We start from the raw sequence: 23,028 nt of genomic DNA, 5'->3' as shown, positions 1-23,028 counted from the left end.
GGGATCTAAGCGCGGAGGGCCTGTAAGCCGGATCTTGTTCCAGGGTTACCCCCTTCGATGACCATTCCTCTAGGCCGTGCATTGCTGCGCGGCTCAAGCTGCCAACCCGGTCCCTCTCGGCCAAGACGCGCTTAGCGGCGGTATCGGCTGACGCCGACCGGCCCGCGCGAGGACCCTATTTGGCATTGCTCCCGGTGGGGCTTGCCGTGCCGCCGCTGTTGCCAGCGGCGCGGTGGGCTCTTACCCCACCGTTTCACCCTTACCGCGTTTTGCCAAAGGCGAACCTCTGCAATGGTGCGGCGGTCTGATTTCTGTGGCGCTTTCCGTCGGGTTGCCCCGCCCGGGCGTTACCCGGCACCGTTGTCTTGTGGAGTCCGGACTTTCCTCTCGGGCATACGCCCCAGCGGCCATCCGGCCCTCCGCGCGGGGTGTGGGTATGCTTTGGGTACGGCGGCGTCAAGGGTGGATCAGGTTTTCTTGATCAAGGGTATAAGGTCAGCCGGTTCCAACGGGCCGTCACCCCATGGACGATATCTGAGGCGCACCGCGGCCAGAAGCGTGTCATGGTCCGTCTCCGCCGAGTAGCCTGCGGCGCGCGCCAACGCATTGAACGTATTTAAAGGAGTTTTGCCGGGGGCGTGTTGAGAGCGCTTTCCGGCAAGGGCCATGTGTTCCAGCCGCTGCCAAGGGAAGCGCGGACCGGGATCGGACTTACGGCCCGGTGCCATGTCGGAATGGCCAATTACATGTTCAGGGGGGATAGCCCACCGGTTCATGATCTGGTGTAACAGGGTTTCCAAAACGTCCAACTGCAGCTCGGAAAAAGGGTGCGCGCCGGTGTTGTCCAGTTCAATTCCGATCGAACGGGAATTGATATCGCTCTGGCCATGCCACTCACCCGCCCCAGCATGCCAGGCCCGATCCTCCTCGCGCACCATCTGCCAGAGTGTACCATCCCCACCGATCAGGTAATGCGCGGATACTTCATGGGCAGGGTCGCACAGCCGGTCCAGCGCCTCGGTTGCGCTGTCCATCGCGGTATAGTGCAGCACGATCAGCGACGGGGTCAGCCCATCCCTGCGTTCACCAAAGTTAGGGGACGGGTGCCAGATAGGCTTCAGCGGCTCAGTTGTTGACGGCACTGCGGAACGGGCTGGGGTCCCAGCCACAGGCATAGCCATCGCCATCCGGGTCAAGTCCCTTGCGGTCGCGTTGCGGGCCACCGTTGGACAGGAACTCAATCTGAGCTTGATCCGGGGATGGAAAGCGGGCGCAATTGCGCTGCGCCTTGGCCTGAAGGTTCAGACCTGCACGGCTGTATAGTTGGGTCCCGACCGGGTTCGATGTGTTCAGCGCGTATTGCACGATATTGGGCTGACCATCCGTTCCACGTTCCGGAACGGCGGTGGGCGCGACCACCTCATAGGTCTGGCGGTTCTGTTCGATCAATGCGGCGTCGGATTCGATGGTGCGACGGTCAGAGACCGCTCCAAAATCCTGCTCATCGGAAATCGCGTTGTTGATGGGGTCTTCGACGGGCGACGGTGCCGGAGTGATCGCGCCTTGCCCTGAGGTGCCAGCCAGCGCAGCCGCGGTCGCCGAAGCGATGTCGGCATTTTCGCCGGTTGGCAACGGGGCTACTGTGCCCGGCGCGCCCAGCTGCTGTTCTGACACGTCGGGCGGGCCAAGCAGCGGGTTACCAGTATATCCCTGCCCCGCCAACTGGGCCTCACGCTGTGCCTGATAGGTGGGGGTGTTGAAATCCGTGCCACCTATCGGGGCCACCGAATTACAGGCGGCCACGAACCCGATTGCGGGGATCAGAAGCGTAAAGCGCATCCAGCTGCTCCGTCTTGCGTTGTCTTGCCTGACTTGAGGATTACCACCATTTGCCAGGCTTGGCCACAAACCCGGCGGCGTTTTCCAGCGCATAGGCCGTGTTGAGCAGATCGCCCTCTTCCCACGGGCGACCAATCAGCTGCAGACCCAGCGGCAGGCCCTGTTTGTCCAGACCGGCAGGCACAGAGATGCCCGGCAGACCGGCCAGGTTCACTGTCACCGTAAAGACGTCGTTCAGATACATCTGAACCGGGTCCGCCTCGGTCATTTCACCCAGGCCGAAAGCGGCCGACGGCGTTGCCGGGGTCAGGATCGCGTCGACACCTGCGGCGAAGACATCTTCGAAGTCTTTCTTGATCAGGGTGCGGACGCGACGCGCGCGATTATAGTAAGCGTCGTAGAAACCTGCGGACAGCACATATGTACCGACCATGACGCGGCGCTGCACTTCGTGACCAAAACCTTCGGCGCGGGTCTTTTCGTACATCTCGGTGATGCCGTCGCCCTGTGCCAACTGCGCGCGGCGGCCATAGCGGACACCGTCATAGCGCGCGAGGTTCGACGAGGCCTCAGCCGGTGCGATCACGTAGTACGCAGGCAGCGCGTATTTGGTGTGCGGCAGCGAGATATCGACGATCTCGGCCCCTGCCGCTTTCAGCATTTCGGCCCCTTCAGACCACAGCTTTTCGATCTCGGCGGGCATGCCATCCATGCGGTACTCTTTTGGGATACCGATTTTCTTGCCTTTGATGTCACCCGTCAGCATCGCCTCGAAATTCGGAACGGCCAATTCGGCGCTTGTCGAATCCTTGGCGTCGTGACCGCACATGGTTTCCAACATGATCGCCGCATCACGTACGTTCTTGGTCATCGGACCGGCCTGATCCAGCGAGGATGCAAAGGCCACGATACCCCAGCGCGAACAACGACCATAAGTCGGCTTGATACCGGTGATGCCAACAAAGGCAGCAGGCTGACGAATCGAACCGCCGGTATCGGTGCCGGTTGCGGCCAGACACAGGTCGGCAGCAACGGCCGAAGCGGAGCCGCCCGACGAGCCACCTGGTGTCAGCTGCGCGTCATCATTACCACGGCGCCAGGGGCTTACCGCGTTGCCATAGACGGATGTCTCGTTGGACGAGCCCATGGCGAATTCGTCCATGTTCAGCTTGCCCAGCATCACGGCACCCGCATCGGCCAGTTGCTGCGACACGGTGGATTCGTATTCAGGCTTGAAGCCATCCAGAATCTTTGACGCGGCCTGCGAAGGCACGCCCTTGGTGCAGAACAGGTCCTTGATACCAATCGGCAGACCACACATTGACGGCGCGTCGCCACCCTTGATCCGCTCATCCGCCGCTTTGGCGCGTTCCAACGCAATCTCGGGCGTTTTATGGACAAAAGCGTTCAGCGCGTCCGCGTCATCAATAGCCTTAAGGCAGGTTTCGGTCAGCTCGACCGAGGTCACATCACCCTTACGCAGCGCGTCGCGGGCCTCGGCCAGGCCAAGTTTGTTCAGATCGCTCATGTCTTACTCCACCACTTTGGGGACTGCAAAAAAGCCTTCGCGTGCGTCGGGGGCATTGGCCAGAACCTTGGCCTGCTGATTGCCGTCGGTGACCACATCCTCGCGACGTTTAAGGCGCATCGGCTCGACCGAGACCATCGGCTCGACGCCTTCGACATCGACCTCATTCAGTTGCTCGATGAACCCAAGAATGGTGTTGAACTCGGATGCCAGCGCGGGCAGCGCGTCATCCTCGACCTTGATCCGGGCCAGTTTGGCCACCTTGGCGGCGGTGCTTTGGTCAATCGACATCGGAAAACCTCATATGCGTTAGGGGGCATTTACCCGTCTGATGCCCGGGTCGCAAGTCCGCCGAAGAGTGGATGTGACGCTGTTTCCGTCGTCGGCGCGTCCAGCCATTCAAAACTGAATAACCAGTATACGCAAAAGTAAACCAATTAGTTCAGTTTTCGCCTTGAAAAAGTGAACCAAACTGTTCACCTCATGATCCATGGCACAGCCAGAAACCGGAGAAAGAAAATGAAAACCTTCATTACCGCAGCCCTTTTGACCGCAACCATTCTGAGCACCCCCGCCATGGCCTTCGGCCCTACGACGCAAACCCTGATCCCCGACGTCTCGTTCCCGACCCCCTCGCCCGAGACGGTGACACAGGATAGCGCCAAAGTCGGCAAATAAGGTGCCTTTTGCCGCCGGGCCAGAATCCCCCGACTGGCCCGGCCAGGATGCAATTGACTGCTGCATCCGATGAAACCAACCGCTACGATGGTGCGAACTAACCGGTCGGATTGCATCGTAAATCCGGCGAAACCCAACGGAGCGGAAGATGAGCGCACGCAAGCAAGCGGTTCTGGACGCAATAGATGCGGCCAACAGGCAAGACCCCACAATCGAAGATGGCCAACCCGCTGCCCTGCTATACGGCCAGAGGATGAGCACCGAGTTGGACCGGCTGTTTCCAGACGCGTCGGACCCATTGCAGATCGCGGCACGCGGTCAGCATGTGGAACGCTGGAAGCTGGCTCGCAGCGAATACCCCGAAGGCCGAACCGGATACTTGACCTGGCGCAAGGCACAGGCTGAACATCACGCCGAGATTGTCATGGGGCTGATGGAGCAAGCTGGATACAGCAAAGACGAGGCCGAATCCGCCGGTCGCATGCTGCGCAAACAGGGCATCAAGCGCGATGACGAGGTTCAGGCGCTAGAAGATGTCATCTGTTTCGTTTTCCTCAAGTGGTATTTCGCGCCTTTCGCGGAAAAACACTCGGCCGAGAAAATTCAACGCATTGTGGAGAAAACCGCGCGCAAGATGTCAGGCGACGGACGGGCGCGGGTGCTGTCCGAATTTAACCTCCCGGAACATCTGGCCGCCGCGTTTCAGGTCTGAGACACGCGCGCCAGATGCCTACGATAGACCTCGATCATCCATCCCAGCATGGTGGCGTTCAGGATGTGCCACATGAAATGCGTGCCCAGCGGCACCTGCGCACAAATGGGGTCATCGAGCGCACGAAATGCAATCGAGACGATAAGGATCACCGCCCCGATGGCCAGTCCCTGCGCTGTATCCGGCGCCCGATTGCGCAGCAGGAATGCATAAATCAGGATCAGCAGCGGAACCGGAGCGTAAGCCGCTGATCCGCCCAGCCCCGGAACAAGCTGAAACACGGGCACGGTCAGCGCCGCGTAAGGTATGAACAGGGCCGTCAAGATTGCCGCGATCATCGGTCTAAACCGCCAGACATCCCGGTTGATGGCAAAGATATAGACCAGAATGTACAGAAGGATCGGCATGACATCCGCCATGGCCGCCCAGATCTGCGCATGGGTATGGAACAGAAAACTGCCAACACCGATGGTGGCCAGAACTACCACAAGCGCCATTGCCAGCGGCATCCCCCGCCCCCGAACGCGCCGCCACATAACAAACGCCGCGATCAGAAACGCCGCGTTTGTTACAGCGTTGATCGGCTCGGCCCAATAGGCGGGCGACAGACGCTCACAATAGCCGTCAATTTCCTGAAACCAGTCCATGCACTTTTACATAGCCGATGCTAGGTTGATGCCAACAGTATGATCAGGAGGATTTTTTCAATGAATATCATCTGGCTGGGCCACGGCAGTTTCCGTATTGAAACCGGCGGGCAGGTGCTGTTGATCGACCCGTGGCTGACCGGTAACCCGGTGTTGTCCGAGGACCACCATGACAATGCGCTGGATGGTGCGACGCACATTCTGCTGACGCACACACATTTCGATCACGTCGCTGACGTGGTGTCGCTGGCCAAGCATCTGAAGGTTCCCGTGGTCGGCCAATACGACCTGATGGGGTATTGGAGCGAGACCGAAGGGCTGGAAACCGTCGGCTTCAACAAAGGCGGTGCAGTGGATTTGAACGGGGTCAAGGTATCCATGGTGCCTGCCTCGCACAGCTCGACCTTTTCAACGCCGGACGGCCTGCGGACCGGAGGCAGCGAGGTCGGCTTCATGATAGCCTCGGAAGATCACATGCTTTACGTGTCAGGGGACACCGACATCATGGCGGATATGGAGTGGATGGGCGATTACTACAAGCCCGACATCGGCATCCTGTCAGCAGGCGGACATTTCACCATGGACATGAAGGGCACGGCCTATGCGGCCAGACGGTATTTCAACTTCAAGACGGTGATTCCCTGTCACTACAAAACTTTCCCAATTCTGGAACAGTCTGCTCAGGCGCTGATTGATGGGTTGCCGGGGGTGGACGTGATCGAACCTGAGTTGATGAAACCTATCACTCTTTAATATCACGGCGTGCAGCGAAGAAGGCTCTCAGAAGATCGGCGGCTTCTTGAGCTGCGATGCCGTCGTAAATCTCGGGGACATGGTGCGCCTGTGTGTGGGTGAAAACCCGCGCGCCATGTGCCACACCGCCAGATTTCGGATCGGCAGCCCCATAATAAATGCGCCGGATACGCGCCGCGGCCAAAGCTGCCGCGCACATGGCGCAGGGTTCCAGCGTGACGTAAAGGTCATGATCCGGCAGCCGTTCGGACCCGGCCTCGGCGCAGGCTGTGCGCAGGGCCAGAATCTCGGCATGGGCAGTGGGGTCGTTCATTTCGCGTGTTCGGTTGCCCGCCGCAGCCACGATCCGGCCGTCAGGCGCGACAATTACAGCCCCAACCGGAACCTCTCCGCGATCTGCCGCAGCGCGCGCCTCGACCAACGCCTTATCCATATGTGATTTGAACGTCATGCCTCTGACTGCATCAGAAACCTGTCTTTCGCAAGCGGGCGGGATGCGCTATGGGCTGCGGATGACAAAAACCCCTCCTCCCGGCGACCGGATCGCCAAAGTGCTGGCCCGCGCGGGCGTTGCCTCGCGCCGTGAAGCGGAACGCATGATCGAAGCTGGCCGCGTGGCAGTGAATGGCAAGCTTATTGATAGCCCAGCCCTAAACGTGACCGCCAAAGACAAGATCGTCGTCGACGGCAAACCTGTGTCGGAACCTGAACCCTCGCGTCTGTGGCTGTATCACAAGCCGTCCGGTCTGGTGACAACGACCCGCGACGAAAAAGGCCGCGCCACCATTTTCGACAACCTGCCCGAGGACATGCCCCGCGTCATGAGCGTGGGGCGGCTGGACCTGAATTCCGAAGGGTTGCTGCTGCTGACCAATGACGGCGGCATCAAACGCAAGCTTGAGCTGCCTTCGACCGGTTGGCTGCGCAAATACCGCGTTCGTGTGAATGGCCGCCCCAAGGACGAAGACTTTGCACCGCTGCGCAGGGGGCTTGTGATCGACGGAGAACGCTTTCTGCCGATGGACGTGTCTCTGGACCGCCAGCAAGGCGCAAACGCATGGCTGACCATCGGCCTGCGCGAAGGCAAGAACCGTGAGATTCGCCGCGCAATGGAGGATATCGGCTATGCCGTGAACCGCCTGCTACGGGTATCTTACGGACCGTTCCAGCTGGGCAGTCTGAAACCCGGCGAGGTTGAAGAGATCCGCCGCCGCGTTATGCGCGACCAACTGGGGCTGGACGCTGAGCCCGAAACCAAACCCAAACGCCCTGCTCGTCCGCAACGAAAACGACCGCCGGTCGGCAAGAAATCTCGCAAGTGACGCGGGTTTAGCAACCTTCCCCCTAGCGCCAAGCCCACGTATCGCCTAAATTTTCCGTAAGTTATTCCACGGGGGAACGCCATGTCAGGGACCGGAGTGCAAAAACTGGCCTATGCGGCCCTTCTTGTGCTGATGTTTGGTGTTTGCACCGGCGTGCTGGGGGGCCTGTAGCGCATGGCTAAGCGGTATGGCGGAAAATTCAGCCCCGAAGGCGGCAGCTCTGACGACGACCAACCGCAGCGCGGGCAATTTCATGGCGCGCGTGTCGAACCGGCGGGCGCACGGGCCAATATCCTGTTTCTGCCTGCCATTCCTCTGGTGTTTCTGTCGCTAAACGACGGTGCAGTCGGGATGACGATCGGGCTGATCGCCGCTGGCCTGCTGACCGCCGCTGCCTTTCTGTTGCGCGAAGGGTTGCGCGCCGAGGCCGAATTTAACACACGTCGCACCGCGCGACGCCCGGCCTTTCCACGCAAGATTTTCGCTAGCGTGTTGACCGGTATTGGTGTCGCTGTGGCCGCGTACCGGACGGAATACCTGGATGCCGAAACTGCTGCTCAGGTCGGCCTGCTGGCCCCGATCCTGTTCGGGGTGGTAGCAACGGTCCTGCATTCCGTGTCCTTCGGTCTGGACCCGATGAAAGACAAGGGCATGGAAGGGATCGATACCTTTCAGCAAGACCGCGTGGCCCGTGTGGTTGAAGATGCCGAAACCCATCTGACAGAGATGACCGATGCCATCAAACGTGCGGGCGACCGCCGGATCGAGGCGCGTGTCGAACGGTTTCAGGACACCGCCCGCGATCTGTTTCGCACGGTCGAAGAAGACCCACGCGATCTGGCCGGTGCCCGCAAATACCTGACCGTCTACCTACAGGGTGCCCGTGATGCGACGGTGAAATTTGCCGATGTTTATGCCCGCACGCGGGATGCTCAGGCATTGGCTGATTATTCGTCCCTGCTGGACGATCTGGAACAGAATTTCGCGGCCCGCACCCGCAAGATGTTGTTGGATGACCGTAGTGATCTGACGGTCGAAATTGACGTGTTGCGCGAACGGCTGCAGCGCGAAGGCGTCCGGTTGGACTAACCGGCCCATTTTTTGAGAAAGGATTACCCCATGTCCGATGAGATCAAGAACAAGGCGGTCGAAGCGGAAACGCTGGTACAGGAAGTAACCGCCGTTGCGTTGCCTGAACCCACGACCGAAGTCATCTCGCTGGAAGATGCAGACGACCCTGTCGGCGCTGAAATCCGCAAACGCATGGACGAGCTGGATATGAGCAACACGAATTCGATCGTATCATTCGGTTCGTCCGCTCAGGCAGAATTGCAGGAAATCAGCCAGGCCATGCTGGCAGATGTGCGCAACAAGGATGTGGGGCCCGCTGGTGACAGCCTGCGCGATATCGTCACCTCGATCCGGGGCTTTTCGGTCAGTGAACTGGATGTGCGCCGTGAACGCAGCTGGTGGGAAAAGCTGATCGGCAAAGCTGCGCCCTTCGCCAAGTTTACCGCACAATACGAAGAAGTTCAGAGCCAGATCGACAGGATCACTGACGACTTGCTGGGTCATGAACACACGCTGTTGAAAGATATCAAGTCACTGGACTTGCTGTATGAAAAGACCCTTGGTTTCTACGATGAGCTGGCGCTTTATATCGCGGCGGGCGAGGAAAAGCTGACTGAACTGGACAGCCAGGATATCCCTGAAAAAGAGGCTGAGGTTCAGGCTGCACCCGAGGATCAACAAGTGATGAAAGCGCAGGAGTTGCGCGACATGCGCGCCGCGCGGGACGATCTGGAACGCCGCGTGCATGACTTGAAACTGACGCGGCAGGTGACAATGCAATCGTTGCCCTCGATCCGGTTGGTTCAGGAGAACGACAAGTCGTTGGTGACCAAGATCAACTCGACGCTGGTTAATACTGTACCACTGTGGGAAACCCAGCTGGCCCAAGCCGTGACCATCCAACGCAGCGCCGAGGCCGCCTCGGCCGTGCGCGATGCAAATGACCTGACCAACGAATTGCTGACTTCGAATGCTGCGAACCTGCGTGAATCGAACAAGATGATCCGCGAGGAAATGGAACGCGGCGTGTTCGATATCGAAGCGGTCAAACAAGCCAATGCCGACCTGATCGGCACCATCAATGAAAGTCTGGCCATTGCCGACGAGGGCAAGGCCAAGCGTGCCGCCGCCGAGCAAGAGCTTCAGAAGATGGAGGCCGAACTGCGCGATACGCTGGCCGCGGCCAAAGCCCGCAAGGATGGTATTGGCGACAATGCCGGTACGGCAGTACCGGGTTGACGGCGGGCGAAGGGTGCGGTTTTCGGGATATCTGAAGCCGGTCATGGGCTTTCTATTGCTATTGGCTCTGGCCAATTGCGATGAAACGCTGACATCCTCTGTCGTTCCGCAACCGCGCCCAGAGGCACTGGCGCCTGCCGCCAATGCCTATGTCCCCCCATCCGCTGCCAGTCAGGACCTGGCCCGGTTCTATCAGCGGGTCGAGAGGGATCTGCTAACCCGCGGTTTGCTGCGAACGGACGGAGGAGGCCCTGACACACCGTATGACGCTGATGATTTAGCCCGCAATTTTGGCAAAATTGCTTTCATCAACGAACACTCCGGCAAATCCGCCGCATTTGTCAGCGGCCCGAGCGAGATTAAGTTAAATCGCTGGAAGAGCCCGATCCGCATCAGGACTGAGTTTGGTCCGAGCGTTTCTATGGAAAGCCGCGAAGCTGATCGGCAAACCATTCAAAACTATGCCAAACGGCTGCAAAAAGCGACCGGGCACAACGTTCGAAGTGTAAATGGTGACGGGAACTTTCTTGTTTTCATAGCAGGTCAGGACGACGTGGCTTACGCTCAGGATAGATTAAAATCACTTGTTCCGGGTATCCCTGACGACAGGTTGAATTTGCTGAGGACGCTGGACCAGCCGTTTTATTGTTTTGTCTTTACGTTTTCCGGCCAAGAGGACACCAATACCGTAATCCGTGCCGTAGCTTACATACGTGCAGAACTACCCAATCTGCTGCGGTTGAGTTGCATCCACGAAGAAATTGCGCAGGGACTTGGCCTTCCAAACGACAGCCCCGCAGCGCGGCCTTCGATTTTCAACGACGATGATGAGTTTGCGCTGCTGACCAGCCATGACGAAAAACTACTGACCATGCTTTACGACCCGCGCCTTCAGCCCGGGGTGACGGCGGATGACGCCCGCCCCGTGGTGCGGATCATTGCACGCGAATTGATGGGCCAGCAGCTCTGAGCCCAAGGAAAGGAGACCCCAAATGGGTATTTTCGATTTTCTGACCGGAGAATTTATTGATGTCATTCACTGGGTCGACGACACCCGAGATACGATGGTCTGGCGGTTCGAGCGTGAGGGCCATGAAATCAAGTACGGCGCTAAGCTGACGGTGCGCGAAGGTCAAGCCGCCGTGTTCGTGCATGAAGGGCAGTTGGCGGATGTGTTCACGCCGGGTCTCTATATGCTTGAGACCAACAATATGCCGATCATGACGACCTTGCAGCACTGGGATCATGGCTTTCAGTCGCCCTTCAAGTCCGAGATCTATTTCGTCAATACGACCCGGTTCAATGACCTGAAATGGGGCACCAAGAACCCGATCATGCTGCGGGATCCCGAATTCGGCCCGACGCGCATCCGGGCTTTTGGTACTTATACAGTACGGGTAAAGGATGCCGCGAAGTTCCTGATCGAGATCGTTGGCACCGACGGTGAATTCACGATGGATGAGATCAGCTTTCAGATCCGCAACATCATCGTGCAGGAATTCAGCCGAGTGATCGCCGGATCAGGCATTCCGGTTCTGGACATGGCCGCAAACACTGCCGATCTGGGCAAGCTGATTGCAGCCGAGGTTTCCCCAGTGCTGGATGGCTACGGTCTGGAGATGCCGGAATTCTACATCGAAAACATCTCACTTCCGCCTGCAGTTGAGGCGGCCCTGGACAAACGGACCTCAATGGGGTTGGCGGGCGATCTTGGCAAATTCACTCAGTATTCCGCCGCCGAGGCGATGACAGCCGCGGCCAACAACCCCGGTCAAGGCGGCGGCATGGGCGCCGGGCTTGGCATGGGTATGGGAATGGCGATGGCCCAACAAATGTCGAACATGGCAGCGGGTCAACCCAGCGGCCCGTGGGGCAGTTCCGCCCCCGCTGCACCGCAACCGGCAGCACATGCCGCGCCGCCGCCTCCGCCCCCGGTCGAACATGTGTGGCACATCGCGGTGGACGGGCAGACCAGTGGGCCGTTCTCGAAAGCCAAGATGGGACGTATGGCAACGGACGGAGAGATCACCCGCGACACCCATGTCTGGACCGCCGGTCAGGACGGTTGGAAAACGGCCGGAGACGTGCAGGAACTGGCGCAGCTGTTCACCATCCTGCCGCCGCCACCGCCTGGAGCCTAATGCGCCAGTCACCGGCGTAAGAATAAGGCTACACGATGAACGAAGAACACAGATTTCCCTGCGAGCAATGCGGCTCAGACTACCGATTCAACCCCGGCGATGGCAGCCTGACCTGTGACCATTGCGGGCATTCCGAAGCGATTGGCGCAGGCCCCTGGGGCGGTGCCAGTTTGAAAGAACTGGATTTCAACGCCGCCATCGCGGAACAGCTTCCGGACAGCGAGATCGAGGAAACGCGTGTTCTGTCCTGCCCCAATTGCGCGGCTCAGGTCGAGTTCGACCCCGCCACCCATGCCGCCGAATGCCCGTTCTGCGCGACGCCCGTAGTAACGGATACCGGCGTCAACCGGCATATCAAACCGCGCGGTGTGCTGCCCTTTGCGCTGGATGAACGCACGGCGCACAAGGCGATGGGGGATTGGCTGGGACGGCTCTGGTTCGCGCCCAACGGGTTGAAAGAATATGCCCGCAAAGGTCGCAAAATGCAGGGCATCTATGTGCCGTATTGGACTTTTGATGCGGACACTACGTCCAATTATCGCGGTGAGCGGGGCGTTGTTTATTACGAGACCCGCACCGTCATGCGCGACGGCAAGCGCGTGCAACAGCAAGTGCCCAAGGTGCGGTGGTCTCCGAAATCCGGGCGGGTCGCGCGATTCTTTGACGACGTGTTGGTGTTGGCATCACAGTCTTTGCCCAAAAGCTATACCGACGCATTGGAGCCCTGGGACCTGCCGGCGTTGGAACCTTATCAGCCAGAATATCTGGCCGGCTTCCGGGCCGAGGCCTACACCGTGGAACTGCAGGAGGGTTACACCGAGGCCCGCGGATACATGGCGCGGGTGATCGAACGCGACGTGCGCTTTGATATCGGTGGCGACCGTCAGCGGATACACGCAATTGACACCGATGTGCGAAACGTGACCTTCAAGCATATTCTGCTGCCGGTCTGGATGGCGGCCTACAAATACCGTGGGCAGACCTATCGGTTCGTCGTGAACGGACGCACGGGCCGCGTTCAGGGAGAGCGCCCCTGGTCCGCCATCAAGATCACCCTTGCCGTTATTCTGGGTCTGCTTGTGGCGGCAGGCGTCGGGTATCTGATGGCAACCGGCCAACAATGATAGAACTGTCGGCAAGCCAAGAAATCAGTCGATGTTAGCGCTTGAACTTCCCGCTGCGTGACGCCATCCTCCACGGCGTCGACGCCTAAGGGGAGAGGCCAGAGTGACACTATCCAATCTGAACCGGTTGCTGGCCTCCCGGTATTCCTGCCGGGCCTTTCGCCCCGATCCGGTGCCCAAGGATCAGATCAAACAAATCCTGAACAGCGCCGCGCGTGTGCCTAGCTGGTGCAACGCTCAACCCTGGCACGTCACTATCACCAGCGGCGCAGAAACAGACCGGTTTCGCACGGCAATACAGGCCGAGGCCGCAACGGGCACCCCCTGCCCCGACATTCCCTTTCCAACCTCTTATTCCGGTGTATACCAAGATCGCCGTCGAACCTGTGGTTGGACTTTGTACGAGGCTGTCGGGGTTGAGCGCGGTGACCGCGATGCTTCGGCCCGGCAGATGATGCAGAATTTCTCTCTGTTCGGGGCACCCCATTGCGCCATCGTCACAAGCCCGGCTGAGCTTGGTACCTATGGCGCGCTGGATTGCGGCGGGTTCATCACCGCATTTTCACTGGCCGCGCAGGCGCTTGGCATCGCCACAATCCCGCAGGCCGCACTTGCCACCTACAGCCCGTTCCTGCGCAGGTATTTCGATATCCCGGAAGACCGGTTGATTTTATGCGCGATTTCCTTTGGCTATGCGGATACAGATCATCCCGCCAACGGCTTTCGCACCGACCGCGCCGATCTGAGTGAGATCGTAAACTGGGTCGGATGACAAGCACACCAAGCGGAGAACGATTTTGCGCGCTGTTCTACAACGAGTTTCACGTGCCAACGTCTCGGTCGACGGTCAGGTGATCGGTCAGACCGGACCGGGGTTGATGATTTTGATCTGTGCCATGCAGGACGATGACGAAGCCAAGGCAGATCAGTTTGCCGCCAAGGTCTCCAAGCTGCGTATCTTCAAAGATGATGCCGGTAAAATGAACCGATCGGTGAAAGATATCGAAGGGTCCGCGCTGGTGATCAGCCAGTTCACACTTGCAGCCGATACGTCTCGCGGCAACAGGCCCGGTTTTTCCGAAGCCGCCGCACCGGATGTCGGCAAACATTTGTATGAGGTCTTTGCCCAGCGGTTGCAGGCCCATGGTGTGCCGGTAGAGACCGGACAATTCGGTGCCGATATGGCCGTGGAACTGGTCAATGACGGGCCCGTCACGATTTGGATGGAAAGCTGATGGACAGGAAAGAACAGGCAATTCGCGTCTGGCAAGCCGGGGTCGACGCTGTGGGCGGCCACGTAGCAACCAGCAAGGTTTTGCAGGACATCCCCGAACCCGATCAGATACTGGCTGTCGGCAAACCCGCCGCGTCCATGGCGCGCGCGGCGCTGGAACATTTCGGCCCGCGCCCGACGCTGGTTGTCACCAAGGACGACCACGGACTTGATCTGCCGGATTATGTGACTGTGATCGAAGCCTCGCACCCCGTTCCGGACGCGCGCAGCCTTCAGGGAGGTCAGGCATTGCGCGAGGCGGTTGAGGTAATGAAGCCGGGCTCGCATTTGTTGTTGCTGGTTTCGGGCGGGGCATCCTCGCTGGCCGAGGATTTGCTGCCGGGTAAGACACTGGATGATCTGGAACAGCTGAACAAAAAGCTGTTGTCCGAAGGGCTGGACATCACCACGATGAATGCGGAACGGCGCAAACTGTCGCGGATCAAGGGGGGCGGATTGCTGTCCCATTTCCAGGGCGACAGGGCGACCGTTCTGGCGATTTCGGATGTACCGGGCGATGATCTGAATGTTGTCGGGTCGGGCATCGGAGCGCTGCCGGGTAAGGTTGATTTTGCGGCGATGACTCAAATCGTGGCTTCAAACGCCCACGCCCGCGCAGCCGCTGCTGAATTGGCAAAAGACGACGGCATCCCGGTACACGCCAACGAAGAATGCCTGCACGATGATTTCCTGAAAATTGCCGAAGCGCTTGGCGAACGTATCCGCACCATGCCTAAAGGGGCATTGATCTTCGGCGGTGAACCAACCGTCGTACTACCTGACAATCCGGGGCGCGGCGGGCGCAATCAGGCGCTGGCACTGGCACTCGCGCGCGAGATTGCAGGGTGCGACGGATTCACGGTGGTAGTCGGCGGCACCGACGGCACAGACGGGCCGACGCAAGCCGCCGGAGCTGTCGTCGACGGCACCACTTGGGGCGACAGCGCCGAGTTGGCGTTACAACAGGCAGACAGCGGCAGCTATCTGGATCGCGTGGGCGCCTTGCTGGTGACGGGTCCGACCGGAACAAACGTGATGGACTTGCTTGTCGCGATCCGCACATGATTTGACGGTTTTCGAACTGCCCGGGTTATAAAACACCCGGACAATATCTGAATGACGCCGCCCTCAAACGCGCTACACATCATGCAAGACCTTTCCAACGTAGGCACTAGTATGCGCGATGATTGTCGCCGGTCGGCCCGCGTGTCCCGCCCCTCGGATGCTCTGAAAACCTCTGCCCCCGCCATTTTTGGCATTCTGCTTTTTGAGAAACGCGACGGCGTCTCGATATGGGATACGCTGGCCCCTTTGCGGTTCGCGGAACACGGCTGTGGTCGCATTCGTTTGGATATGCGCGGCAATTACAGCAGCGAAGACCTGATAAGAGAAGTTTACACCCGCCAAGCGCTAGACAACAATTGGTGGCGCTGCTCGGTCTGGGAAATGTTCGGGGCAATCAAAGCCATGAATAATGCCGCCGCAGGCAGGAAATCAGTCGGATTGGTATCGATTTGAGAACAGGGACGTCATGCGAAATGCAGGAAGAAGAACCGACATTCTACCCCTTGGCAGAAATGAATGCCTTTGATGGTGAATGCTTGCTATCAACAAAGCAGGTGGAAGATACCATTTCACGCGATCAAATATAAATCATTCGCCGGATTGAGTCAGACATTTACCCTTGCTCGGCTGACCGAAATGCGCCTACTTTGACTCATGCGTCAATAAAAAGCCCGCAAAGGGCTAATAATCCAATCAACTGGGAGATCTTTGAATGAACGAACAACTCACTCACATGACCAAGCAGGTCACAGCGGGCAAGCTGACCCGCCGCGAATTCATGGGGAAAGCGGCGGCTCTGGGTGTCACCGCAGCGATGGCAAGCACCATGTTTGCAGATGCCGCGCGTGCGGCAGGCCCGAAAAAAGGCGGTGATCTGAAGTTCGGTCTTCAGGGCGGTGAATCCACCAACTCGCTTGACCCAGCAACCTATGCAAGCTCGGTGCCATTCCAGAACGGCAAGCAATTTGGTGACCAGCTGGTAGAGGTTGCACCCGACGGTTCGATCGAACCTCGTCTGGCAGAAAGCGTAGAAGGCAGCGCGGATGCCAAAGTCTGGACCTTCAAACTGCGTCAGGGCGTCGAATTCCACAACGGCAAGACCATGACCAGTGAAGACGTACTGAAGACCATGGAGCGCCACTCAAACGAAGATTCGAAGTCCGGTGCTCTGGGCATCATGAAAGGCATCGAGTCGATGAAGGCCGATGGCGATAACTTCCAAGTCACCCTGACAGAACCAAACGCCGACCTTCCCTATCTAATGGCCGACTATCACCTGATCATTCAGCCAGACGGCGGTATGGAGAACCCAGGTGCGGGTATCGGCACTGGACCATACAAGGTAGAAGTGGATGAGCCCGGTGTACGTCACCTGTACACGAAGTTTGAAAACCACTGGAATCCCGACTTCGGAAATTTCGACAGCGTCGAAGTAATTGTCATCAACGATGCGACTGCCAGAACGGCGGCTCTTCAGGGTGGGCAGGTTCACGCGATCAACCGCGTTGAGCCGAAGGTTGCTGACTTGCTGGGTCGCGCACCGAATTTGACCGTGCATTCGACGGCGGGACGCGGGCACTATGTGTTCATCATGCACTGCGACACCGCGCCGTTCGACAACAACGAACTACGTCTGGCACTGAAACACGCCATTGACCGTCAGGACTTGGTCGACAAGGTTCTGCGCGGGTACGGCACAGTTGGCAACGATATGCCTGTTAACGCAGCATACCCGCTGTTTGATGGGTCAATTCCTCAGCGCGAGTTCAGCCTTGAGAAAGCGGCTGAGCATTACAAGAAGTCGGGCCATGACGGTTCGCCGATCGTCCTGCGCGTTGCAGATGGCGCCTTCCCAGGTGCCGTGGATGCTGCGGCCCTGTTCCAGCAAACAGCAGCACAGGCCGGTATCCCACTGGAAATCAAGCGCGAGCCCAACGATGGCTACTGGTCCGAAGTCTGGAACGTGCAGCCCTTCTGTGCTTCCTACTGGGGCGGTCGTCCGGTGCAGGATCAGATGTACTCAACCGCTTATCTGTCTAGTGCTGATTGGAACGATACCCGTTTCAAGGTTCCAGAATTCGACGAGATGTTGTTTGCAGCGCGCGCTGAGTTGGACAACGACAAACGCAAGGACATCTACAGCAAGATGGGCATGATGGTCCGTGACCAAGGCGGCCTGATCTGCCCAATGTTCAATGACTTTGTCGAAGGCGTCACTAATCAGCTGGAAGGTTGGGAAAACGATCCGACCCAAGAGATGATGAATGGCAACATGTCGCGCAAGATGTGGTTCTCCTGATAGGGCCCACGGATAATGCATCCTATCATTAAATTGGTTTCCCAGCGCCTTGCGCTGGGATTCCTGCTTCTCTTCGGTGCATCGGCTCTGATATTCGGCCTCACCGAAGCCCTTCCTGGGGACGCTGCGCAAGCGGTCCTAGGCCAAGCTGCAACCCCCGAGGCGCTGGCAAACCTGCGCGAGGAAATGGGCCTCAACCGGCCCGCCCTGACCCGTTATTTCGAATGGCTGGGCGGCATTGTTCAGGGTGATCTTGGTCAATCCCTGACCAATAAACTGGATATTGCTGACTCTATTGGCAGTCGTCTGGGCAACACGCTGTTTCTGGCCTTCTGGGCCGCCGTTGTATCGGTTCCGCTGGCCATCTTTCTGGGCCTGCTGGCCGTGCGTTACCGCAACCGCTGGCCGGACAAGCTGATTTCAGCGGTTACACTCACAACCATCTCGATCCCCGAGTTTCTGATCGGTTACGTGCTGGTCTATTTCGTTGCCGTTAAGCTGGGCATGTTCTCGCCGCTGGCGATGATCAATGACAGCATGTCCTTTTGGCAAAAGCTGAATTCGATCGCTCTGCCCGTTATCGTTCTGACGCTCGTTGTTCTGGCGCATATGATGCGCATGACCCGCGCCGCGATCCTGAACGTGATGCAGTCTGCATACGTCGAAACCGCAGAGCTGAAGGGTCTGAGCAATTTTCAAGTTATCTATCGCCACGCCTTCCCGAACGCCGTCGCGCCCATCGTCAACGTGGTGATGCTGAACCTGGCCTATCTGGTCGTCGGCGTCGTCGTGGTTGAGGTGGTGTTCGTCTATCCCGGAATGGGGCAGTACCTTGTGGACCACGTGACCAAGCGTGACGTTCCGGTGGTTCTGGCCTGCGGCGTCATCTTTGCCGCGATCTATATCGGACTGAACATGATTGCAGACATTGTTGCCATTCTGGCCAACCCAAGGCTGAGGCATCCGAAATGAAGAACATCCCTATCTCTGCAATGATCGGGCTGGCCTTTACAGCCCTGTACTTCATCATCGCCCTCCTCGCCCCTCTGCTGGCCCCTTATGGCATGGCTGAGGTCGTGGGAGATGTATGGGAGCCGTCCAGCTCGCAATTCTGGCTGGGTACCGACAACATTGGCCGCGATCTTCTTAGCCGGATGATCTATGGCGGGCGCACGACGATCTTTATCGCCACGGCGGCCACGATCCTTAGCTTCGTGACCGGGTCCATCCTTGGCTTCCTGGCCGCGGTGCTGGGTGGTTGGGCCGATCAGGTCATGTCGCGCGCGGTGGATTTGATCATGTCGATCCCGACACTGATCTTTGCGCTGGTTGTTCTGGCCATGGTGCCGGTGACAATCCCGGTTCTGATCCTTGTCATGGGCCTGTTGGACGCCACCCGTGTCTATCGTCTGGCCCGCGCCGTTGCCGTGGATATTGCGGTCATGGACTATGTCGAGGCCGCGCGCCTACGTGGTGAGGGCCAGGTCTGGGTCATCTTCCGTGAAATCCTGCCCAACGCCCTGTCGCCGCTGGTTGCGGAACTGGGCCTGCGGTTCATCTTCATGGTTCTGTTTGTCTCGACCCTGTCGTTCCTGGGTCTGGGCGTTCAGCCGCCGCTGGCGGACTGGGGCGGCATCGTGAAGGAAAACAAGGATGGCATCGTCTATGGCATCGGCGCAGCGCTTTATCCAGCTGTCGCTATCGCAACGCTGGCGATCTCGGTCAATCTTGTGGCTGACTGGGTCCTGAACCGTACCACATCGCTGAAAGGAGGCCGGGGATGACAGAAGCCCTTCTCAAGGTCCGCGACCTCAAAATCGGCGCGACCGTCTACCCGCCGGGTGAAAAACCCCATGACATCGAAATCGTGCACGGGGTCAGCTTTGACCTCGCGCCTGGCAAGGTGCTGGGGCTAATTGGCGAATCCGGTGCCGGTAAATCGACCATCGGCCTGGCCTCGATGGCTTATGGCCGGGGTGGCGTGGAAATCACCGGTGGTGAAGTTTGGGTCAACGGGCGCGATATCCTCAAGACATCGCATGGCGATATCCGCAAGCTGCGCGGGGGTGAAGTCACATATGTGTCCCAATCCGCGGCAGCCTCCTTCAATCCCGCTAAAAAGATCATGGATCAGGTGGTTGAGGCCGCGGTCGAACAGAAAAAGTTCAGCCGTAAAGAGGCCGAAGGCCGTGCCCGGGAGCTGTTTGCCAAGCTGGGCCTGCCCGATCCTGACAATATCGGTGAGCGCTATCCGCACCAGGTTTCAGGCGGTCAGCTACAGCGATGCATGACGGCGTTGGCGCTATGCCCCGAACCCGATCTGGTGGTTTTCGACGAACCCACCACCGCGCTGGACGTGACGACTCAGATCGACGTTCTGATGGCCATTAAAGAGGCCATTGCAGACACCGGCGTTGCCGCGCTTTACATCACCCATGACCTTGCGGTCGTGGCGCAGGTAAGTGACGACATCATGGTGCTGCGGATGGGCAATACGGTCGAGTATGGCAATACCGACCAGATCATCAACAACCCGCAGGAAGAGTATACGCAGGCTCTGGTCTCGGTCCGCTCGATCGAGCACGAAGAAAAGAAACCCACACCAGATCCCGTGCTGAGCGTTGACGGTATCACCGCGCGCTACAAAGGGTTGAATTTCGATGTGCTGCACAACGTAAATGTCGAGCTTCATCCGGGGCAAACGCTGGCTGTTGTGGGCGAATCCGGTTCGGGCAAGTCCACGCTGGCGCGAGTAATCACCGGCCTGCTGCCGCCGCGCGATGGTGAGATCACCTTTGCCGGTCGCAAGCTTAGTGGCGATCTGAAAGGCCGCACCCGCGAAGACCTGCGCGAGTTGCAGATGATCTATCAGATGGCTGACGTGGCGATGAACCCGCGCCAGACCGTCGGCACGATCATCGGGCGTCCGTTGGAGTTCTACTTCAACATGCGCGGCGCGGAAAAGCGCAAGCGGATCATCGAACTGCTGGATGAGATCGAGCTGGGCGAAAAGTTCATGGATCGCTATCCGGCCGAGCTGTCCGGTGGTCAGAAACAGCGTGTCTGTATCGCGCGGTCGCTGGCGGCCAAGCCTAAGATGATCATCTGTGATGAGGTCACCTCGGCGCTTGATCCACTTGTGGCGGACGGCATCCTCAAGCTGTTGCTTGACCTGCAAAAGATCGAGGACGTGGCCTATCTGTTCATCACCCACGATCTGGCGACGGTTCGAGCGATCAGCGACAGCATCGCGGTGATGTATCAGGGCCGCGTGGTCCGCTATGGTCCCAAAAGCCAGGTGCTGAGCCCACCGTTCGACGATTATACCGACCTGCTGCTCAGTTCGGTGCCCGAGATGCATCTGGGTTGGCTGGAAGAGGTTGTCGCCCATCGCAAGATGGAGAGTGCCGGGAACTGACCCGGTTCGCGACAGGTTGAAAAAACTGAAAATCCCGGCGCTTTGTCTGATGACAGGTGTCGGGATTTTGCTATTGGGGGCGGGAACAGGCAGCCCATATGCAACGAATCCCCTAGGGTCGCCTGAGGGACTTTAAGAAAGGGTCAGGGAATGGACCGAAAACTCCTCCTCATCATTCTAGACGGTGTTCCGTGGCGCAATTTTCGCCGCCTGTTCGGCAATCTGGAAGGGTGGGTCGACAGTGGCGAGGCGCAGGTTTGGAAGCATCGCGCGGTGCTGCCATCGATCTCGGCCAGTTGCTATGCCTCGATCCACACCGGCGTCACGCCGCAGGAACATGGCTGTACCGGCAACGGCAACGTCTTCCGCCTAAGCCACAAGGACGTCTTCAGCCAAGTCCGCGAAGCGAGCGGCGTGACCGGGGCGGTGACCCACAGCTTTTGGTCGCAATTCTTCAACCGTCACCCGTTCGATTATGTCCGTGACGTCGAATATGACGAGCCCGAGAGCAAAACGATCAACCATGGCCGGTTCCACTCGATGACCGGCTACAGCAAAGTGAACCAGATGACGCCGTCGGACGTTGATCTGTTTGGCACTCTGACCAATCTGTGCCTGCGCTTTGGGCTGGATTACGGCGTCCTGCACACTTGCACGCTGGACAGTATGGGCCACCGGTTTCATCACGACTGCGAGGAAATGGACCACGCCTGTTTTGTCATGGACGAAATGCTGGCCCCTTTCATCCCGCGCTGGCGGCAACTGGGGTATGAGGTCATCGTGACCGCCGATCACGGTCAGGACGAACGTGGCCATCATGGCGGGCGCAGCCCGCTTCAGCAGGAAACTGCATTGTATTATTTCGGCGATGCCGAAGGCCCCAAGGCTGATGCGGTGATCGACCAGCTGCAACTGGCACCCACGATCCTGAACCGCATGGGCGCACCGATCGCCGAGACGATGAAAGCCAAGCCTTTCCTGAAGTAACGGATCAATCGTAGGGCCAGATCTGCTGGCCCAGCGCCTCGATCGCAACTGATATCCGTTCAAAACTGTCTGCAGCGCGTTTCACTGAGGTGCGCGCCCGCAGGTACCCGTGCACAAGGCCGGGCTCATTCACCCAATGCGCCCTCCCGCCCGCTTCGGTGATCTTAGTGCAATAGGCCAGGCCATCGTCGCGCAACGGATCGCAATCGGCGGTGACCACCACAGTAGGCGGCAGGCCCGAGAAATCTTTATCCTGCAGCGGCGCAAACGTGGGATCGTTCTGCGGCGCAGGTCCGCCACAGCGCACTTTCTCGTAGAACCGAATTTCTTCCAGCGTCAAAAGCGGTGCCTGGGCGTGCTCGATATATGACCCTGTGGATGTGTCCCCGCCCAGACCGGGATAAATTAGGACCTGCCCCAGCACTCCATCAAGCCGCCCCCGTGCATGCTGCGCCACCGCGGCGGCCAGATTGCCACCCGCGCTGTCACCGGCCAAAATCAACGGGTCGCCGTATTCCTGCACCACCCAATTCGTTGCGGTCCAGCTGTCCTGAAACTGTGCCGGGTGCACATGTTCGGGGCACAGGCGATAGTCTACGGCAACAACCCGATACCCGGTCTGAACGCAAATCTCAGCACAAACGTCATCATGGCTATCCAGCCCACCAACGACGAAACCGCCGCCATGAAAATAGACGACGGTTCGGGTCGGATCTCCGGCGGTGTAAACCCGGACAGGCACGCCATTGGCGGACCTGTCCTGCACATCCAGACCTACAGGCCGGGGTTGGCGAAAGTCCTGACACATCCGGTTGTAGACGCGGCGCTGATCTTCGATCGAAAGGTCGACAGCGTCATCAGGATAGCTTTCAGCCGTTCGTCTAATGAACGCCCAAGTCTCTTCATCAATCAGACGTTCATAATCCATTGTC

General features: G+C 58.7%; 24 protein-coding genes, 1 other RNA gene and 1 pseudogene. 18 read left to right on the top strand and 8 right to left on the bottom strand.

Annotation, left to right across the window (positions count from 1 at the left end):
• Positions 1 to 7: 7 nt before the first annotated feature.
• The 5 genes from rnpB to gatC all read right to left on the bottom strand — a co-directional run bounded on the left by rnpB (position 8) and on the right by gatC (position 3,658).
• Positions 8 to 423: RNase P RNA component class A (rnpB, locus tag ACR0DL_RS01015), an RNA gene on the bottom strand.
• Positions 424 to 467: 44 nt separating this feature from the next.
• Complete coding sequence (locus ACR0DL_RS01010; RefSeq protein WP_480688454.1) at positions 468 to 1,181, bottom strand: N-acetylmuramoyl-L-alanine amidase; 714 nt, start codon at positions 1,179 to 1,181, stop codon at positions 468 to 470.
• Positions 1,126 to 1,839, bottom strand: a complete 714-nt coding sequence (locus ACR0DL_RS01005) for a hypothetical protein (RefSeq protein WP_170395549.1) — start codon at positions 1,837 to 1,839, stop codon at positions 1,126 to 1,128. The genes ACR0DL_RS01010 and ACR0DL_RS01005 overlap by 56 nt, the downstream gene beginning before the upstream one ends.
• Positions 1,840 to 1,879: 40 nt before the next feature.
• On the bottom strand, positions 1,880 to 3,367 hold the full coding sequence (gene gatA / locus ACR0DL_RS01000; protein WP_480687180.1) for an Asp-tRNA(Asn)/Glu-tRNA(Gln) amidotransferase subunit GatA: 1,488 nt from the start codon (positions 3,365 to 3,367) through the stop codon (positions 1,880 to 1,882).
• Positions 3,368 to 3,370: 3 nt separating this feature from the next.
• A complete protein-coding gene (gene gatC, locus ACR0DL_RS00995; RefSeq protein ID WP_058280141.1) occupies positions 3,371 to 3,658 on the bottom strand; it encodes an Asp-tRNA(Asn)/Glu-tRNA(Gln) amidotransferase subunit GatC in 288 nt (95 codons plus the stop codon).
• Positions 3,659 to 3,886: 228 nt separating this feature from the next.
• On the opposite strand from gatC, the gene ACR0DL_RS00990 reads away from it, so the two are divergent.
• Together ACR0DL_RS00990 and ACR0DL_RS00985 are read left to right on the top strand one after the other, a co-directional pair.
• Positions 3,887 to 4,045, top strand: a complete 159-nt coding sequence (locus ACR0DL_RS00990) for a hypothetical protein (protein WP_170360410.1) — start codon at positions 3,887 to 3,889, stop codon at positions 4,043 to 4,045.
• A 148-nt stretch (positions 4,046 to 4,193) separates the two neighbouring features.
• Positions 4,194 to 4,757, top strand: a complete 564-nt coding sequence (locus ACR0DL_RS00985; protein ID WP_480687178.1) for a DUF4202 domain-containing protein — start codon at positions 4,194 to 4,196, stop codon at positions 4,755 to 4,757.
• On the opposite strand, the gene ACR0DL_RS00980 is transcribed toward ACR0DL_RS00985, so the two are convergent.
• Entirely contained in the window at positions 4,748 to 5,404 is a 657-nt protein-coding gene (locus tag ACR0DL_RS00980; protein ID WP_480687176.1) for a ceramidase domain-containing protein, read from the bottom strand. The two genes, ACR0DL_RS00985 and ACR0DL_RS00980, sit on opposite strands and share 10 nt — an antisense overlap.
• A 60-nt stretch (positions 5,405 to 5,464) precedes the next feature.
• Between ACR0DL_RS00980 and ACR0DL_RS00975 the strand changes: the two genes are divergently transcribed.
• Positions 5,465 to 6,157 carry a metal-dependent hydrolase gene (locus ACR0DL_RS00975; protein ID WP_480687174.1) on the top strand — a complete coding sequence of 231 codons (693 nt, stop codon included), beginning with the start codon at positions 5,465 to 5,467 and terminating at the stop codon, positions 6,155 to 6,157.
• Here ACR0DL_RS00975 and ACR0DL_RS00970 read toward each other — a convergent pair.
• Positions 6,147 to 6,608, bottom strand: coding sequence for a nucleoside deaminase (locus tag ACR0DL_RS00970; RefSeq protein WP_170347939.1), 462 nt, complete (start codon positions 6,606 to 6,608; stop codon positions 6,147 to 6,149). The genes ACR0DL_RS00975 and ACR0DL_RS00970 overlap by 11 nt on opposite strands.
• Positions 6,609 to 6,669: 61 nt before the next feature.
• Here ACR0DL_RS00970 and ACR0DL_RS00965 point away from each other — a divergent pair.
• From ACR0DL_RS00965 to ACR0DL_RS00895, 15 genes and pseudogenes are all read left to right on the top strand, one after another.
• A pseudogene (locus ACR0DL_RS00965) lies at positions 6,670 to 7,476 on the top strand (pseudouridine synthase); the annotation flags it as partial.
• A gap of 177 nt (positions 7,477 to 7,653) precedes the next feature.
• Entirely contained in the window at positions 7,654 to 8,568 is a 915-nt protein-coding gene (locus tag ACR0DL_RS00960) for a 5-bromo-4-chloroindolyl phosphate hydrolysis family protein (protein ID WP_480687172.1), read from the top strand.
• A 30-nt stretch (positions 8,569 to 8,598) separates the two neighbouring features.
• On the top strand, positions 8,599 to 9,789 hold the full coding sequence (locus tag ACR0DL_RS00955; RefSeq protein WP_170409038.1) for a toxic anion resistance protein: 1,191 nt from the start codon (positions 8,599 to 8,601) through the stop codon (positions 9,787 to 9,789).
• A 43-nt stretch (positions 9,790 to 9,832) separates the two neighbouring features.
• On the top strand, positions 9,833 to 10,759 hold the full coding sequence (locus ACR0DL_RS00950) for a DUF2927 domain-containing protein (RefSeq protein ID WP_480687170.1): 927 nt from the start codon (positions 9,833 to 9,835) through the stop codon (positions 10,757 to 10,759).
• A 22-nt stretch (positions 10,760 to 10,781) separates the two neighbouring features.
• The gene (locus ACR0DL_RS00945) at positions 10,782 to 11,930 is read left to right on the top strand and encodes an SPFH domain-containing protein (RefSeq protein WP_480687168.1); all 1,149 of its coding nucleotides are present in this window, start codon (positions 10,782 to 10,784) and stop codon (positions 11,928 to 11,930) included.
• A gap of 35 nt (positions 11,931 to 11,965) precedes the next feature.
• The gene (locus ACR0DL_RS00940; protein ID WP_170395536.1) at positions 11,966 to 13,054 is read left to right on the top strand and encodes a TFIIB-type zinc finger domain-containing protein; all 1,089 of its coding nucleotides are present in this window, start codon (positions 11,966 to 11,968) and stop codon (positions 13,052 to 13,054) included.
• A gap of 103 nt (positions 13,055 to 13,157) precedes the next feature.
• Positions 13,158 to 13,826 carry a nitroreductase gene (locus ACR0DL_RS00935; protein ID WP_480687166.1) on the top strand — a complete coding sequence of 223 codons (669 nt, stop codon included), beginning with the start codon at positions 13,158 to 13,160 and terminating at the stop codon, positions 13,824 to 13,826.
• A 25-nt stretch (positions 13,827 to 13,851) separates the two neighbouring features.
• Positions 13,852 to 14,289 carry a D-aminoacyl-tRNA deacylase gene (gene dtd, locus ACR0DL_RS00930; protein WP_480687164.1) on the top strand — a complete coding sequence of 146 codons (438 nt, stop codon included), beginning with the start codon at positions 13,852 to 13,854 and terminating at the stop codon, positions 14,287 to 14,289.
• Entirely contained in the window at positions 14,289 to 15,392 is a 1,104-nt protein-coding gene (locus tag ACR0DL_RS00925; protein ID WP_480687163.1) for a glycerate kinase type-2 family protein, read from the top strand. Before dtd ends, ACR0DL_RS00925 begins: the two co-directional genes overlap by 1 nt.
• A gap of 51 nt (positions 15,393 to 15,443) precedes the next feature.
• Positions 15,444 to 15,845, top strand: coding sequence for a hypothetical protein (locus ACR0DL_RS00920; RefSeq protein ID WP_480687161.1), 402 nt, complete (start codon positions 15,444 to 15,446; stop codon positions 15,843 to 15,845).
• A 259-nt stretch (positions 15,846 to 16,104) separates the two neighbouring features.
• Positions 16,105 to 17,691 carry an ABC transporter substrate-binding protein gene (locus ACR0DL_RS00915; RefSeq protein ID WP_170360434.1) on the top strand — a complete coding sequence of 529 codons (1,587 nt, stop codon included), beginning with the start codon at positions 16,105 to 16,107 and terminating at the stop codon, positions 17,689 to 17,691.
• A 15-nt stretch (positions 17,692 to 17,706) separates the two neighbouring features.
• Positions 17,707 to 18,663: an ABC transporter permease gene (locus tag ACR0DL_RS00910; RefSeq protein WP_170347928.1), complete on the top strand. Its 957-nt coding sequence runs from the start codon at positions 17,707 to 17,709 to the stop codon at positions 18,661 to 18,663.
• On the top strand, positions 18,660 to 19,475 hold the full coding sequence (locus ACR0DL_RS00905; RefSeq protein ID WP_170347927.1) for an ABC transporter permease: 816 nt from the start codon (positions 18,660 to 18,662) through the stop codon (positions 19,473 to 19,475). The genes ACR0DL_RS00910 and ACR0DL_RS00905 overlap by 4 nt, the downstream gene beginning before the upstream one ends.
• Positions 19,472 to 21,109 carry an ABC transporter ATP-binding protein gene (locus ACR0DL_RS00900; protein ID WP_170395522.1) on the top strand — a complete coding sequence of 546 codons (1,638 nt, stop codon included), beginning with the start codon at positions 19,472 to 19,474 and terminating at the stop codon, positions 21,107 to 21,109. The genes ACR0DL_RS00905 and ACR0DL_RS00900 overlap by 4 nt, the downstream gene beginning before the upstream one ends.
• Before the next feature lie 150 nt (positions 21,110 to 21,259).
• Positions 21,260 to 22,096, top strand: a complete 837-nt coding sequence (locus ACR0DL_RS00895; protein ID WP_425081062.1) for an alkaline phosphatase family protein — start codon at positions 21,260 to 21,262, stop codon at positions 22,094 to 22,096.
• A 4-nt stretch (positions 22,097 to 22,100) separates the two neighbouring features.
• On the opposite strand, the gene ACR0DL_RS00890 is transcribed toward ACR0DL_RS00895, so the two are convergent.
• Positions 22,101 to 23,024, bottom strand: a complete 924-nt coding sequence (locus ACR0DL_RS00890) for an alpha/beta hydrolase (RefSeq protein WP_480687158.1) — start codon at positions 23,022 to 23,024, stop codon at positions 22,101 to 22,103.
• Positions 23,025 to 23,028 lie beyond the last annotated feature (4 nt).

Source organism: Ruegeria sp. BB5 (assembly GCF_056539405.1).
This window is presented reverse-complemented; position numbering and strand designations above follow the sequence as displayed.

Bases quoted from the DNA above. Each gene is read 5' to 3' on its own strand.
- ACR0DL_RS00890 (WP_480687158.1), bottom strand. From the start codon at position 23,024: ATGGATTATGAACGTCTGATTGATGAAGAGACTTGGGCGTTCATTAGA.
- ACR0DL_RS01010 (WP_480688454.1), bottom strand. From the start codon at position 1,181: ATGGCTATGCCTGTGGCTGGGACCCCAGCCCGTTCCGCAGTGCCGTCA.
- ACR0DL_RS00905 (WP_170347927.1), top strand. From the start codon at position 18,660: ATGAAGAACATCCCTATCTCTGCAATGATCGGGCTGGCCTTTACAGCC.
- ACR0DL_RS00975 (WP_480687174.1), top strand. From the start codon at position 5,465: ATGAATATCATCTGGCTGGGCCACGGCAGTTTCCGTATTGAAACCGGC.
- gatA (WP_480687180.1), bottom strand. From the start codon at position 3,367: ATGAGCGATCTGAACAAACTTGGCCTGGCCGAGGCCCGCGACGCGCTG.
- ACR0DL_RS00945 (WP_480687168.1), top strand. From the start codon at position 10,782: ATGGGTATTTTCGATTTTCTGACCGGAGAATTTATTGATGTCATTCAC.
- ACR0DL_RS00990 (WP_170360410.1), top strand. From the start codon at position 3,887: ATGAAAACCTTCATTACCGCAGCCCTTTTGACCGCAACCATTCTGAGC.
- ACR0DL_RS00940 (WP_170395536.1), top strand. From the start codon at position 11,966: ATGAACGAAGAACACAGATTTCCCTGCGAGCAATGCGGCTCAGACTAC.
- ACR0DL_RS01005 (WP_170395549.1), bottom strand. From the start codon at position 1,839: ATGCGCTTTACGCTTCTGATCCCCGCAATCGGGTTCGTGGCCGCCTGT.
- ACR0DL_RS00915 (WP_170360434.1), top strand. From the start codon at position 16,105: ATGAACGAACAACTCACTCACATGACCAAGCAGGTCACAGCGGGCAAG.
- ACR0DL_RS00920 (WP_480687161.1), top strand. From the start codon at position 15,444: ATGACGCCGCCCTCAAACGCGCTACACATCATGCAAGACCTTTCCAAC.
- ACR0DL_RS00980 (WP_480687176.1), bottom strand. From the start codon at position 5,404: ATGGACTGGTTTCAGGAAATTGACGGCTATTGTGAGCGTCTGTCGCCC.
- ACR0DL_RS00950 (WP_480687170.1), top strand. From the start codon at position 9,833: ATGGGCTTTCTATTGCTATTGGCTCTGGCCAATTGCGATGAAACGCTG.
- ACR0DL_RS00925 (WP_480687163.1), top strand. From the start codon at position 14,289: ATGGACAGGAAAGAACAGGCAATTCGCGTCTGGCAAGCCGGGGTCGAC.
- ACR0DL_RS00955 (WP_170409038.1), top strand. From the start codon at position 8,599: ATGTCCGATGAGATCAAGAACAAGGCGGTCGAAGCGGAAACGCTGGTA.
- ACR0DL_RS00985 (WP_480687178.1), top strand. From the start codon at position 4,194: ATGAGCGCACGCAAGCAAGCGGTTCTGGACGCAATAGATGCGGCCAAC.
- ACR0DL_RS00900 (WP_170395522.1), top strand. From the start codon at position 19,472: ATGACAGAAGCCCTTCTCAAGGTCCGCGACCTCAAAATCGGCGCGACC.
- ACR0DL_RS00970 (WP_170347939.1), bottom strand. From the start codon at position 6,608: ATGACGTTCAAATCACATATGGATAAGGCGTTGGTCGAGGCGCGCGCT.
- ACR0DL_RS00895 (WP_425081062.1), top strand. From the start codon at position 21,260: ATGGACCGAAAACTCCTCCTCATCATTCTAGACGGTGTTCCGTGGCGC.
- ACR0DL_RS00910 (WP_170347928.1), top strand. From the start codon at position 17,707: ATGCATCCTATCATTAAATTGGTTTCCCAGCGCCTTGCGCTGGGATTC.
- ACR0DL_RS00960 (WP_480687172.1), top strand. From the start codon at position 7,654: ATGGCTAAGCGGTATGGCGGAAAATTCAGCCCCGAAGGCGGCAGCTCT.
- gatC (WP_058280141.1), bottom strand. From the start codon at position 3,658: ATGTCGATTGACCAAAGCACCGCCGCCAAGGTGGCCAAACTGGCCCGG.